Annotated in this window: 11 protein-coding genes; 6 read left to right on the forward strand and 5 right to left on the reverse strand. The window is 65.1% G+C overall.

Annotated elements, in window-relative coordinates:
• Nucleotides 1–221: 221 nt before the first annotated feature.
• Complete coding sequence (locus IVB32_RS11960; protein ID WP_247296681.1) at nt 222–1,724, reverse strand: AMP-binding protein; 1,503 nt, start codon at nt 1,722–1,724, stop codon at nt 222–224.
• A gap of 4 nt (nt 1,725–1,728) precedes the next feature.
• Nucleotides 1,729–3,597: an extracellular solute-binding protein gene (locus tag IVB32_RS11965; RefSeq protein ID WP_247410410.1), complete on the reverse strand. Its 1,869-nt coding sequence runs from the start codon at nt 3,595–3,597 to the stop codon at nt 1,729–1,731.
• A 260-nt stretch (nt 3,598–3,857) separates the two neighbouring features.
• Between IVB32_RS11965 and IVB32_RS11970 the strand changes: the two genes are divergently transcribed.
• Complete coding sequence (locus IVB32_RS11970; protein WP_018457928.1) at nt 3,858–4,682, forward strand: invasion associated locus B family protein; 825 nt, start codon at nt 3,858–3,860, stop codon at nt 4,680–4,682.
• A 77-nt stretch (nt 4,683–4,759) separates the two neighbouring features.
• Here the strand turns inward: IVB32_RS11970 and hspQ are convergent, their stop codons facing one another.
• Nucleotides 4,760–5,089, reverse strand: a complete 330-nt coding sequence (hspQ, locus tag IVB32_RS11975) for a heat shock protein HspQ (protein ID WP_018457927.1) — start codon at nt 5,087–5,089, stop codon at nt 4,760–4,762.
• A 106-nt stretch (nt 5,090–5,195) separates the two neighbouring features.
• Between hspQ and IVB32_RS11980 the strand changes: the two genes are divergently transcribed.
• Nucleotides 5,196–6,149 carry an AEC family transporter gene (locus IVB32_RS11980; RefSeq protein ID WP_204511255.1) on the forward strand — a complete coding sequence of 318 codons (954 nt, stop codon included), beginning with the start codon at nt 5,196–5,198 and terminating at the stop codon, nt 6,147–6,149.
• Nucleotides 6,150–6,156: 7 nt separating this feature from the next.
• On the opposite strand, the gene IVB32_RS11985 is transcribed toward IVB32_RS11980, so the two are convergent.
• Complete coding sequence (locus tag IVB32_RS11985; protein WP_247410411.1) at nt 6,157–7,341, reverse strand: UbiH/UbiF family hydroxylase; 1,185 nt, start codon at nt 7,339–7,341, stop codon at nt 6,157–6,159.
• 87 nt (nt 7,342–7,428) lie between these two features.
• On the opposite strand from IVB32_RS11985, the gene pcsA reads away from it, so the two are divergent.
• The 3 genes from pcsA (at nt 7,429) to IVB32_RS12000 (ending at nt 9,976) form a co-directional block, all read left to right on the forward strand.
• Entirely contained in the window at nt 7,429–8,196 is a 768-nt protein-coding gene (gene pcsA / locus IVB32_RS11990) for a phosphatidylcholine synthase (RefSeq protein WP_085353096.1), read from the forward strand.
• The gene (locus IVB32_RS11995; protein ID WP_018457923.1) at nt 8,193–8,927 is read left to right on the forward strand and encodes a TerC family protein; all 735 of its coding nucleotides are present in this window, start codon (nt 8,193–8,195) and stop codon (nt 8,925–8,927) included. Before pcsA ends, IVB32_RS11995 begins: the two co-directional genes overlap by 4 nt.
• 74 nt (nt 8,928–9,001) lie before the next feature.
• Nucleotides 9,002–9,976: a quinone oxidoreductase gene (locus IVB32_RS12000; protein WP_018457922.1), complete on the forward strand. Its 975-nt coding sequence runs from the start codon at nt 9,002–9,004 to the stop codon at nt 9,974–9,976.
• A 122-nt stretch (nt 9,977–10,098) separates the two neighbouring features.
• On the opposite strand, the gene IVB32_RS12005 is transcribed toward IVB32_RS12000, so the two are convergent.
• Nucleotides 10,099–11,295, reverse strand: coding sequence for an acetylornithine transaminase (locus IVB32_RS12005; protein ID WP_085384082.1), 1,197 nt, complete (start codon nt 11,293–11,295; stop codon nt 10,099–10,101).
• A gap of 403 nt (nt 11,296–11,698) precedes the next feature.
• Between IVB32_RS12005 and IVB32_RS12010 the strand changes: the two genes are divergently transcribed.
• Nucleotides 11,699–12,635, forward strand: a 937-nt coding sequence (locus IVB32_RS12010; protein WP_247410412.1) for a hypothetical protein, incomplete at its 3' end; no start/stop codon positions are given.

Consider the following 12,635-nt stretch of genomic DNA (forward strand, 5'->3'; position numbering starts at 1 on the left):
GTACCTCTTCGACCGCGCGCGCAGCGCCGGCCCAGCCGGTGTCGATCACGGGAAAGAATCGCGCCTCGTCCAGCGCCGCAAGGAAGGTCGGCCGCTCGCCATTGGACACAAACAGGATCGGGCCGGCCTGGGACATCGAGAAACTCTGGTCACGCAACAGGTGCTGCGCAATCTAGTCCGGCCGCCTTAATGCAGCGTCAATGGAACGGTCGAAACTCCGCTTAGACCGGCCCGGAACGGTCGCGAAAAGCTTCGACCATCAGGGGGTTAAGCCCGAGTTCGCTGAGCGCCTCGCGGGCGCGGGCATTGTCCTGAGCCCGGCCCGCGAGCCGGTGACCGGAGAGCCGGTCAGGCAGCGCGGTCAGCAGGGCGCCCTGGCCGAGCCGGCGCGCCCATTCCTGCAGGTCGTTGGAGAGGAAGCGGTAGCCGCCGACGGCCATGATCCCGGAGGGCGGCGCGGTGATACAGATCGCGCCGCTGGGACGGTCGAGCCGCGCGGCGTAGCCGGTATCGACATAGTCGCGTGGCGGTTGCGCGATCAGGGTGTCGCCGACCGGCGGCGGCGGGGCGTAGGCCGCGATCGGCACCATCGGGCCGCGCAGCCCGAGCGTGCCCTTCGGCGTCAGCAGAATCTCGCCGGCGATCGACGAACCCGACTGCTCGCGCGGCGCGCCGTGCGGTCCCGGCATCACCGGCACCGGCATGCCGTCCTCGCCACGCCGGGCGCCGAACAATCCGGCCTCGCCGAACAGATAGACGTCCGTGAAAGGCGCATGCGGCGCAATCCATGCCTCGCTCGCCGACACCTGCTCGGGGGCGCGCCACAGGCCGATGACGTTGCGCAAGCTCGGCATCCGCGCCGCCAGCTCGGAATCGCCGAGCCGCTGGGCGAACTGTGCCGGTGCGATCAGCACGTCGCATTCGTGCGCATTGATCTGCTGCTCCAGCACGTCGTTCTCGAAGGGGTGATGCAGCGCCAGCGTGCCGCCGCACAGCAGCCACACCGCGAGCGAGGAGGCGAGCCCTGCGAACGACATCGGCGTGAACGCCGCCATCACGGTTGCGCCTTGCCTGATGTCGGCTTCCAGCGACATCGCGAGCCCCCCGGCGATCAGGCTGAAATGCGGCCGCGGCACCGGACGAAAGCCTTCCGCGGTGACGTCGAAGGAGATCATCGCCGCCTTGCGGCCATCCTGAATCACGGCGCGCGCTGTGCCGGGCGGACGGGCCTGCACGTCGTCGAGCGAGGCCATGCCTTCGGGCAGGTTGGTGCCGAAGCCGCAGACATGGCGAATCGAGAAGGCTTCCGCGGCCGCGTGCATGGCGAGATCGGCATAGCTGACGCCGTCGACCGTGCTCATGGTGACGATGGCGCGCGCCGCGGTACGATTGAGAGCGGCGGTCAGTTCGGCATGGCGCCAGAGCAGCGGCAGCACGGCGACGACAAGACCGGCGCGATGGGCGGCGAGAACGGTGAGCACGAACTCGACCGTATTCGGCAGTTGGATGGCGATGACGGAATTGGCCGGCAGGCCTGATTCGACGAAATAGGCGGACAGCGCCTCGATGGCGGTGTCAGCCTCGGCATAGCTCATCCGCCGCGGCTCGTGCCCGGTCACGCGGAACTTGTTCAGGGGGTCGAGCAGAGCGGTCGCGTGCGGCTGCCGCATCAGCGTGCGCTGAAACAGTGTGTCGAGCGTCGGCGATACGGCTGGCTGGTTCACGGCGTCACTTTGCTTGATGAGCTTGCGGCTGCCCCTTCGACCACCAGGTCTCCGGCAAATAGCCGGACAGCGAGGTGGCCTCTGGCCGTTCTATCCGATTCCAGCGCGCGATCCATTGCTCGGATACGTTAAACAGGGGGATTGTATAGAAACCGGAGATCAAAGCGCGGTCGAGCGCCCGCACCGCGGATACGAAATCCGTGTGTTCACGGGCTTCCAGCAGTGCGGCGATCATCGCATCGACCGCGGGATCCCGGGCCCCCATGTAGTTGCGGGTGCCCGGACTGTCGGCGGCAGCGCTCCCCCAGTAGAAATATTGCTCGTTGCCGGGCGACAGGGACTGGTCCCAGCGGTTCTGGATCATGTCGAATTCGTAGGCGAGCCGGCGCTGGTCGAACTGCACGGGATCGACCGATCGCACGCTGGGCTCGATGCCGGCGCGCCTGAGGTCGCGCTGAAAGGCAAGCGCGACGCGTTCCTGGTCGCGGGTCGTGACCAGGATCTCGAAGGTGAAGGGCGCCTTGGTCGCACGGTTGCGCAGCACGGTGCCGTCGAGATCGTAGCCGGCCTCCGACAACAGCTTCAGCGCCGCGCGCAGCGTGGTCCGGTCGCGGCCCGAACCGTCGGTCACCGGCAGGCGGTAGCTGCCGTCCATGATGTCAGGCGGGATCTGCGCGGCGAACGGATTGAGCAACTCGCGCTCGCGCGCATCCGCAGGCTTGCCATACGCTGAGAGGTCCGAGCCGGCAAAATAGCCGGCGACGCGCGAGTAGAGGTTGAAGAAGTAGTTGCGGTTCACCAGCTCGAAATCGAACAACAGCGTCAAGGCCTGGCGCACGCGGATGTCGGCGAATATGGGACGCCTCGTGTTGAACACCAGAAATTCGGAAGGTTGCGGCACGCCCGGCTTGAAGGTGTCGCGGATCACGTCGCCATTCTTCGCCGCGGGAAAGTCGTAGCCGTCGTGCCAGCGCAGCGGCTCGTGCTCGATGCGGAAATCATAGAGGCCGCGCTTGAAAGCTTCGAACTGGCCGTTGGCTTCGCGAAAATAGTCGAGCCTGATCTCCTCGAAATTGTAGAGCCCGCGATTGATGGCGAGGTCACGGCCCCAATAGTCGGGATTGCGGGTGAGCGTCACGCTGGCACCGGGCCTCACGGCGGTGACGCGATAGGGGCCGGAGCCGACCGGGCCCGACAGCGTCGTCTCCTCGAAAGCCGCGACGTCGACCGCATGTTTCGGCAGGATCGGCATCAGGCCGAGGATCAGCGGCAGTTCGCGGTCATTGGCTCCCGCAAGGTCGAAGCGGACGGTGAGGGGATCCGGCGCCTCGGCCCTTGCCACCTTGCCGTAATATTGCCGGTGGTTGGGGCGGCCGTGGTCGCGCAGCAACTGCCAGGAGAACAGCACGTCCTCGGCGCGGACCGGCTTGCCGTCGGAGAAGCGCGCGCGGGGATCGATGTGGAACGTGACAAAGCTGCGCTCGTCATCGGTCTCGACCGATCTGGCGAGCAGTCCGTAAAGCGTGAACGGCTCGTCATTGCCGCGCGCGAGCAGGCTCTCGACCACGTAGTTCCGGACCGGCTGCACGGCCAGTCCCTTGACGATGAAGGGATTGAGGCTGTCGAAGGTGCCGAGAACGCCCCAGGTCAGCCGGCCGCCCTTGGGGGCGTCAGGGTTGACGTAAGGCATGTGGGTGAAACCGGCAGGCATCGCCGGCTTGCCGTGCATGGCGATGGCGTGGGCTTCCTCGGCCTCTGCGCCGCTGGCCGGAAGCCCCAAGGAAAACGGGAGCCCCAAGGCGAAAGCCAGGACACAGAGGCGGACGCAAAGACCTTCAGGACGGCCCTCGAGAAGGCACTGGAACATGAACATGTGGACACGTTGATTCGAGGACCGCAGGCCTGAATCCTATCACAGGGATTTTCCCGGGGGCGCACGCCGACGCGCGGTCAAAGGCGCTTGTCGGCATTGATCTTTTCGTCGGCCACGTTAAGAAGGCACGCAATCGCGCAAGAGCGCCGAGCCCGTCACTTATCTGCCTCATTTGACGGGGAGAGAGCCGCGCCCAACGCGGCCAGGCTCGGTGCGTCGAAGCGGTTCGGGCACTTCCCGTTCAGAAAGGGTTTTCCGCAATGAATTTCCGTTACTTGGCCGCGTCCGTCCGGCCGCGCGGGCGACTTCTCGCCTTGTTGACGGCGACGGCGTTGGCCGTCCCGTTTGCCGCCGAGGCCCAGGCTCCCGCGCCAGCTCCGGGCACGCCCGCGCCCAAGGCGACCCCGAAGGCCGCTCCGAAGGCTGCCCCCAAGGCTCCGGCGCCGGCCGCTCAGGCACCGGCCCAGCCGGCACCCGCCCAGGGCGCTCCGGCGCAGGGCGCTCCAGCGCAGCAGGGCGCGGCCCAGCCGGCCGATCAGCAAATCCAGCTGATCTACGCCCCCTGGACCAAGTTCTGCCTCAAGGGCCAGGACGCCAATGCCAAGCAGGTCTGCTTCACCGGCAAGGACGGCCGTATCGAGTCGGGCCAGCCGGTCATCGCGGCCGTCATCATCGAGCCAGAAGGCGAGCCGAAAAAGATCCTGCGCGTGACGCTGCCGCTCGGCATGCAGTTGGTGCACGGCACCCGCATCATCGTGGACAACAATCCGCCGTTGCAGAGCCCGTATGTGATCTGCTTCCAGAACGGCTGCATGTCCGACTACGAAGCCACGCCCGAGTTCATCAACAACATGAAGAAGGGCCAGAACCTCGTTGTTCAGGCGATCAATGCCAACGGCGCACCGCTGACGCTGCCGCTGCCGCTCGCCGGCGAATTCCAGAAGGCCTATGACGGCCCGCCGACCGATCCGAAGGTGTTCGAGGAAACCCAGAGGAAGCTGCAGGAAGAGCTCCAGAAGAAGGCTGAAGAGCTGCAGAAGAAGCAGCAGCAAGCGCCTGGCGCCGCTCCGGCCGGACAGAAGTAATCAGGGATCAATCCCGCACATGAAAAAGGCGCTCGGTTCGAGCGCCTTTTTTGCTGGCCAGTTGATGGCTTCGAAACTCAGTTCAGCGAAGGATTGCGCGGGCGATAGCCGGTCTTGTCCTTGACGAAGATCTCGGCGACCTGGGAATGCCGGACCGGCTCGCCGGAATCGTCCGGCACGAGATTCTGCTCGGAGACATAGGCGACGTATTCCGACTCCGAGTTCTCCGCGAGCAGGTGATAGAACGGCTGGTCCTTGTGGGGCCGCACCTCCTCGGGGATCGACAGCCACCACTCTTCGGTGTTGTTGAATTCCGGATCGATGTCGAAGATCACGCCCCGGAACGAGAAGATCCGGTGGCGCACGACCTGTCCGATCTGGAATTTGGCGGTCCGCGCTTTAATCATTCCCCGTCGATAGACCAGGATTGTGGCCGATGCTAGTGCCCTGATCTGGAATTAACCCGCGGTTGCGGGGCAGATAGGCCCCCAATCTTCAGAAAACACTTCATCAATGGTCGATATCCTCAATCTGGCTCTACCATATTTCGGCTTGATCTTCGTTGGATTCGCCTGTGGCAAGGTCAAATCCCTGCCGGAATCGGGCCTCGCCTGGATGAACTTCTTCCTGCTCTATGTGTCGCTGCCGGCGCTGCTGTTTGCGATCATGTCGAAGACGCCGTTTTCGGAATTGAACAACCCGCCGTTCCTGGTCGCGACCACCCTGTCGACCGTTGCGGCGTTCACACTCGCGCTGGTCGTCGGCAAGGTTTTGGGCGGGCTGACGCTGCGCGAGGCGACGCTCGCCGGGCTCTCCGGCGGCTACGGCAATATCGGCTACATGGGACCGGGGCTGGCGCTCGCCGTGCTCGGGCCGAAGGCCTCCGCGCCGACTGCGCTGATCTTCTGCTGCGACAGCATCTTCCTGTTCACGATCGTGCCGTTGCTGATCGAGCTCTCCGACCGCGATCATCCCTCGATCGTGCATGCCTTCGGCGTCGTGCTGAAGCAGATCGTGCTCAACCCGCTGATCATGTCGGCCTGCTTTGGCGCGGCCTTCGCATCGCTGCATATCGAGATGCCCGTCGCACTCGATCGCACCATCACCTTCCTCCAGAACGCAGCCGCTCCGACCGCGCTGTTCGTGCTCGGCGTGACCGTGGCGCTCCGCCCGTTCGATCGGGTCCCGTGGGAAGTGCCGGGCGTGATCGCGATCAAGCTCCTGATCCATCCGCTTGCAGCTTTCGGCCTGATGCTGGCGCTCGGCCCGTTTGCGCAGCCCTGGGCCGCGACCGCCGTGCTGATGGCCTCGCTGCCGCCGGCGCTAAACGTGTTCGTCATCGCCCGGCAGAACGACGCCTGGATCGAGTCTGCCTCCGTCGCGGTGCTGCTCGGGACGTTTGCGTCCGTGGTCACGCTGACCAGCGTGATGTGGGCGATCCAGACTGGCCGGCTGGCGTTTCCTTGAGCGGCGGTTACTTCCGCCAAGTCGGCGTGAGCCCCTCGCGCATCGCAAAACGCCGGAGCGGGCCGATCGCGCCGAGCAGGTGCATGCCGACCGCGCGGACGGGCTGGAGTGGCAGGAAATCGTTGAGCAGCGAGCGGTTGGCGATGTCGATCGCAAAGGTCCGGCTCAGGATGTCCGGACGCCGCGCCCGGTCATAACGCTTGAGCACGTCTGCTGCGCCGGGATCTTGGCCTGATGCGATGGCCTCGCCTGCAAGCCTCGCAATGTCGGCGGCATCGCGGAGGCCGAGATTGAGACCCTGGGCGCCGATCGGGGGAACCACATGGGCGGCTTCGCCGACCAGCGCAATGCGGTCGCCGCCGAAGGATTTGGGACGTTCGATCGCCAGCGGGAACAGATGGCGGCCCGGCTCCACCGTCATGCGCCCGAGGATCGAATGCGACTGCTTCTCGATCGCGGCGGACAATTCCTCATCGCTCAGGCCGCGAAGCCGCTCGGCGTCCGCAGGCGCCGAGACCCAGACGACGCTGGAACGATCGCCGGGCAGGGGCACGAACACGCAAGGACCATGCGGGGTGTGGAACTCGGTCGAGACGTTGCGGTGGGGCCGCGCGTGCCCGACGTTGAAAGTCAGTGCCGTCTGGGTCAGCTCGCGCCGCGTCACCGCGATGCCGGAGGCTTCGCGGCACAGCGAATGCCGGCCGTCGGCCCCGACCACGAGGCGGGCCGAGAGAAATTGCGCAGCGGCCGTGCGGATCGCGACGTCATCGGCTTCGATGACGACAGTTTCGGCCTCGTCGTCGAAACGGACGACATCGAGCAGTTCGGCCGCGCGCGCTTCCAGCGCCAGCATCAGCGAGCGGTTGTCGATGTTGTAGCCGAAGGCATCGAGGCCGATTTCGTGGCAGGAGAACCGGACCTCCGGCGCACGAAACAGCCGGCCGGTGTCGTCGACGAGCCGCATGATTTCGAGCGCGGCCGCCTTGTCCTTGCAGCGCGGCCAGACGTCGAGGCTCTCCAGCAGATCGACGGAGGCACCGAGTAGCGCCGTGGTTCGATTGTCGGCATAAGGCATGCGACGCGCCACCAGCGCGGTCCGTGCGCCCGCCTGCGCCAATGCGATGGCGGCGCTCAGTCCCGCCGGTCCGCCGCCGATCACGGCCGCGTCAAAGAGTGTCGATGCATCTGTCATGGAACGACATTGGACATGCCCCGCGGCAAATTCAAGCCCACTCATATTTCCCTGATTTTATGACGAATTGTGCGACCAGGCGCCGCAATGGCTTATGTGCAAACCGGTGTCATTCTGATAGCAGAAGTCATGGACAGCCAAGAGGATTCCCTGAAGCCCAGGCCCGCGATCCGCGCCGCTGCCTTCTCGGTGCACATCTTCACCGCGTTCGGTGCGGCGATCGCGCTGCTGGCGATGCTTGAGGCCGTGCGTGAGCACTGGGCGGCGATGTTTCAATGGCTGGGCGTCGCCCTCATCATCGACGCGATCGACGGGCCGATCGCGCGCCGGCTCAACGTCAAGGACGTGCAGCCGAACTGGTCGGGCGACGTGCTCGACCTCGTGGTCGATTTCGTCACTTACGTCTTCGTGCCGGCCTATGCGATCGTGGCCAGCGGCTTGCTGCTGCCGGTCGCAGCTCCCCTGCTCGGCGTCGCCATCATCGTCACCAGCGCATTATATTTCGCCGATCTGCGCATGAAAGCGGACGACAATCATTTCCGCGGTTTTCCGGCGCTGTGGAATGCGGCGGCGTTCTATCTGTTTCTGCTGCACTGGCCGCCTCTGCTCTCGACGCTGCTAGTAGCGGCCCTGGTGGTGCTGACCTTCGTGCCGTTCCACGTGCTGCATCCGGTGCGCGTCGTGCGGCTGCGCTGGCTGACGATGTCGCTGATCGCCATCTGGGCTCTGCTCTCCTTCTACACGCTGCAGATGGACTTTCGCGTCGGCACCGGTGTGACTGTCGCGCTCTGCGCGATCGCGCTCTGGATCAGCTTCAGCGACGCATTGATACGGCTGACAAGATCCTTCGCATGATGCACCTGTTGACCAGCCCCGAAGCCTGGGCCGCGCTCCTCACCTTGACCGCGCTCGAGATCGTGCTCGGCATCGACAACGTCATCTTCCTGTCGGTGATCGTCTCGCGCATTCCCGAGAAGCAGGCGCACCGCGCCCGCCAGATCGGGCTCGCGCTGGCGCTGATCTTCCGCATCATCCTGCTCAGCCTCCTGGTCTGGCTGATCGGCCTGACCGCGCCGGTGTTTTCGTTTTCCGGTTACGGCTTCTCCTGGCGCGACCTCATCCTGATCGGCGGCGGTCTGTTCCTGATTGCGAAGGCGACGCACGAGATTCATGGCGAGGTCGAAGCCGATGACGGCGAGGGCGGCGAGAAGTCACCTCGTAACGCTTTCTTCTGGGTCATCGTCCAGATCGTGATCATCGACATCGTGTTCTCGCTGGACTCGATCATCACGGCGATCGGCATGGCGCAGGACCTCGAAATCATGATCGCGGCCGTCGTGATCGCCTGTCTCATCATGTACATTTCGGCCGGACCGGTGTCGCGGTTCGTCGCGGAGCATCCGACCACGAAAATGCTGGCTCTGGCCTTCCTGGTGCTGATCGGCGTCGCGCTGGTTGCGGACGGATTCCAATTCCACATCCCGCGCGGCTACATCTATTTCGCGATTGCGTTCTCGGCAGCGGTCGAGTTTTTCAACGTGCTAGCGAAACGCAACCGCAGGAAGACCGGCAAGCCGTCGGTCTAGGCGTTCCAGCCCGCGTCGAGTTGACAAGGCGGGCGCGATGTCTTTCGCTGGCCCGCGAGAAAAGGAGGTCAGGTATGACCAAAGCCGTCCGTGTGCACAAGGTCGGAGGCCCCGAAGCCCTGGTCTATGAGAGCGTCGATGTTCCGGCGCCCGGGCCCGGCGAGGTGCGCATCGTCCAGCATGCCGTCGGCCTGAACTTCATCGACGTCTATTACCGCACCGGCCTCTACAAGGCGCCGGGGCTGCCCTTCATCGCCGGCAACGAAGCCTCGGGCGAGGTCGTCGCGGTCGGGCCGGGCGTGACGAATTTCCATCCCGGCGACCGCGTCGCCTACTACCACAATCTCGGCGCCTATACCGGGGAGCGCAACATCCCCTGGGAGCGGCTGGTCAAGCTGCCCGACCACATCACCCACGAGCAGGGCGCCGTGCTGATGCTGAAGGGGCTGACGGTGTGGTATCTCCTGCACAAGACCTTCAAGGTCGAGCCGCATCATCGCGTGCTGATCCATGCCGCGGCCGGCGGCATCGGCCTGCTTGCCTGCCAATGGGCGAGGGCCATGGGTGCCCACGTCATCGGCACCGTCGGCTCGCGCGAGAAGGCTGCGCTTGCCGAGGCCAATGGCTGCGACCATGTGATCCTCTACAACGAGGAAGACTTCGTTGCGCGCGTCAAACAGATCAGCCGCAACGAGGGCTGCGACGTGGTTTATGACGGTGTCGGCAAGGCGACGTTCCCGGGCTCGCTGTCCTGCCTGAAGCCGCGCGGGATGTTCGTCTCCTTCGGCAATGCCTCAGGCCCGGTGCCGCCGTTCTCGATCGCCGAGCTCAACACCCACGGCTCGCTGTTTGCGACCCGGCCCAAGCTCAACGACTATATCGGAACGCGCAAGGAGTTGCTGGAAGGCGCTGACACGCTGTTCGCCGCCGTCATCAACGGCAAGCTGCACGTGCCGATCAACCATGCCTACGCGCTCAAAGACGCCGCCAAGGCGCATATCGATCTCGAAAGCCGCAAGACCACGGGTGCGTCGATCTTGAAGCCGTAAAGAACGTCTTGCCGAAGTCGTCATGCCCGGGCGTGTCCCGGGCATCCACGCTCTTCGTGCCGCGCCTCAAGGCGTAGATGGCCGGGACAAGCCCGGCCATGACGGAGAAGAGAGCGGGCCGTCTACGCCACCCGCCGTGCCGCGCCGGCTCTGGTCAAGATCCCGTCGAGACAATCGATCATCTCGGCGATCTCGGCCCGCGTGACGTTCAGCGCCGGCATGAAGCGCAACGTGTCCACCTGCGGCGCGTTGAGGAGGACGCCGGCCTCGAACGCCTGCGCGACGATGCCGGGCGCGATCGGCAGCTTGAGGTCGAGCGCGAGCAGGAGCCCGCGACCTCGCACTTCCCCGAGCCCATGCCGCGCCGAGACCTTCTGCAGCTCGCTTTCGAGCAGCAGCCCGGTTTCGGTCGCCGTCTTCAGGAACTCCGGCTTGCTGACCTCGTCGAGCACCGCAAGCCCCGCCGCGCACATGATCGGGTTGCCGTTGAACGTGCCGCCCTGGTCGCCGTGCTCGAAGCAGGCCGCGCGTTCGGTCGCGAGCAGCGCCGCGAGCGGCACGCCGCCGCCGATGCCCTTGCCGAGCGTCATGATGTCGGGCGCGATGCCGGTGTGCTCGTAGTGGAAGAGCTTGCCGGTCCGGCCCATCCCGGTCTGGATCTCGTCGAAGATCAGGAGGAGGCCGTGCGCGTCGGTGAGGGCGCGCAACTCCTGCAAGAACTGATCGGTCGCCGGCCATACGCCTGATTCCCCCTGGATCGGCTCGATCATCACAGCGACGGAGTTGTCGTTGATCAGCTTTTCGACCGAGGCGATGTCGTTGAGCTTCGCCTTCTTGAAGCCGGCGACCTTTGGCTCGAACAGCGGCTCAAAGGCCTTCTTGCCCGAGGCCGACATCGTCGCCAAGGTGCGGCCGTGAAAGCCGCCTTCGAAGCTGATGATCTCGTACGCGCCACCTCGATGCAGGCTGCCATATTTGCGCGCGAGCTTGATCGCGCCCTCGTTGGCTTCCGCGCCGGAATTGGCAAAGAACACCTGGTCGAACGCGCTGTCTGCAACCAGCGCCTGCGCGAGCTTCAGGCTTGGCTCGTTGTAGAAGGCGGGGCTTGGCGTCAGCAGCCGCTTGGCCTGCACGGCAAGCGCGTTGGCGATCGCGGGCGGGGAGTGGCCGAGGCAGTTGACCGCCCAGCCCTGTACGAAATCGAGATAGCGCTTGCGGCTGTCGTCCCAGAGGTAGGAGCCGGCGCCGCGAACGAACACGGCCTTGGGCCGAGCGGTGATGTCCATCAACGCGTCATACGGATGGGTGGCGGTGGTCATGTCGAACTCCTCTGGAGGCGGGTGGAAAAGGGGGCGCGAAAAGCAAGAAGGCCGCACCTTGCGGGTGCGGCCTTCTCGAAAACCTACGCTGAATTCAGTGCTTCAGCGGCGTCGTCGGACATGGCGCACCCTCTCATCGTCGCGGAAGCGACGGCGGAGCATTTCGGTGCGCTGATGGGTCCGAGCGTTGATCATGGGGCGCGGCAATACATGCGAATGGCCGGGCTTGTCAAGCGCCGCCTTGCAGACCACACGCCCAGCGTGCATGGGGCAGGAGAGAGATGCGCGCCGGGAAACCATTACGTCTCTAGCGCGTTTGTGATCAGCGAACGCGAATTGGCTCGAACCGAACGCCTGACGGTTCGGACCAAGAGGGGCGGGACCAACCAGATAGTTTTAAGCCTTGTCCGACACGCCTTATTCGATCGACCTCGACAGCATTCGCGGCGCGTTTCCGCCGGGCATCGAGGCGCCGCCGCTGTTGCTGGACTTTGCCGGCTGGCTGAAGGGACGGCCCTGGGGCAGCGTCGGCTGCTTCTCGCTGCAGGGCCAGTTTTCCGATCAGGCGCCTATTGTTGACGGCAGTCCCTTGCGCGACCGGTTTTCGCTGTTCATGCGGCTGTCGGATGGCTCGGCTGTTGGCGGCTGGTATGGCGCGGGTCTCGACCGCGACAATCCGCCGATCGTGGGGCTTGGGTCCGAGGGCGATCACGAGCTGCTGGCGCCGAGCCTCGATGGTCTGCTGGCAAAACTGACATCACAGCAATTCGACAACGCTTGGAGCGATCTGAAGCCACATGACGAGGTCGAATGCCAGACGGTCGAACTCGCGCAGTGGCTGACAGGACGGCCGACCGGGGAGACGGCGGCGGCCGATAACCATCCCTCGGAGCTGCCCGACTTTCGCGGCTTCATGGAAAGATGGAGCCGGGAGCGCGAAGACTATTGGGCCAATCATCGCCTGATGGCCGAGCTCGGCTGGCGCCTGGCCGCGCATCTCCCCAAGGGCAAGAACGCCTGGGACAAGACGCATTTCGAGGTCGCGATCGTCGGCAAGCAGTACGAGGCGCGCGTCCTGTCGCGCGGGCCGCAGCCGTTCGAGGAAGCCGCCTCGATCGAATCCCTGCTGCGCGATCTGCGTGAGGAGATGCGCCGCGCACAGCCCGAGCTCGGGCTGTGGTACGCCATGAAATTCGGTCTCTATGCCGACGGCCGCGTCATGCCGAACTTCGAATATGATGTGCGCCCGACCATCGAGGGCGAGCCCGCGAAGCTGTCGGAGGCGCAAGCCGATCTTGCCCGCGCCCCGCGCCCGGAGCGCTGGGTGCCGAAATGGCTGG

It is taken from the genome of Bradyrhizobium sp. 23, from assembly GCF_023073295.1.
GTDB classification, from domain to species: domain Bacteria; phylum Pseudomonadota; class Alphaproteobacteria; order Rhizobiales; family Xanthobacteraceae; genus Bradyrhizobium; species Bradyrhizobium canariense_D.

Coding starts and splice junctions, on each gene's coding strand:
- IVB32_RS11965 (WP_247410410.1), bottom strand. CDS start 3,597: ATGTTCATGTTCCAGTGCCTTCTCGAGGGCCGTCCTGAAGGTCTTTGC.
- IVB32_RS11970 (WP_018457928.1), top strand. CDS start 3,858: ATGAATTTCCGTTACTTGGCCGCGTCCGTCCGGCCGCGCGGGCGACTT.
- hspQ (WP_018457927.1), bottom strand. CDS start 5,089: ATGATTAAAGCGCGGACCGCCAAATTCCAGATCGGACAGGTCGTGCGC.
- IVB32_RS11980 (WP_204511255.1), top strand. CDS start 5,196: ATGGTCGATATCCTCAATCTGGCTCTACCATATTTCGGCTTGATCTTC.
- IVB32_RS11985 (WP_247410411.1), bottom strand. CDS start 7,341: ATGACAGATGCATCGACACTCTTTGACGCGGCCGTGATCGGCGGCGGA.
- pcsA (WP_085353096.1), top strand. CDS start 7,429: ATGGCTTATGTGCAAACCGGTGTCATTCTGATAGCAGAAGTCATGGAC.
- IVB32_RS11995 (WP_018457923.1), top strand. CDS start 8,193: ATGATGCACCTGTTGACCAGCCCCGAAGCCTGGGCCGCGCTCCTCACC.
- IVB32_RS12000 (WP_018457922.1), top strand. CDS start 9,002: ATGACCAAAGCCGTCCGTGTGCACAAGGTCGGAGGCCCCGAAGCCCTG.
- IVB32_RS12005 (WP_085384082.1), bottom strand. CDS start 11,295: ATGACCACCGCCACCCATCCGTATGACGCGTTGATGGACATCACCGCT.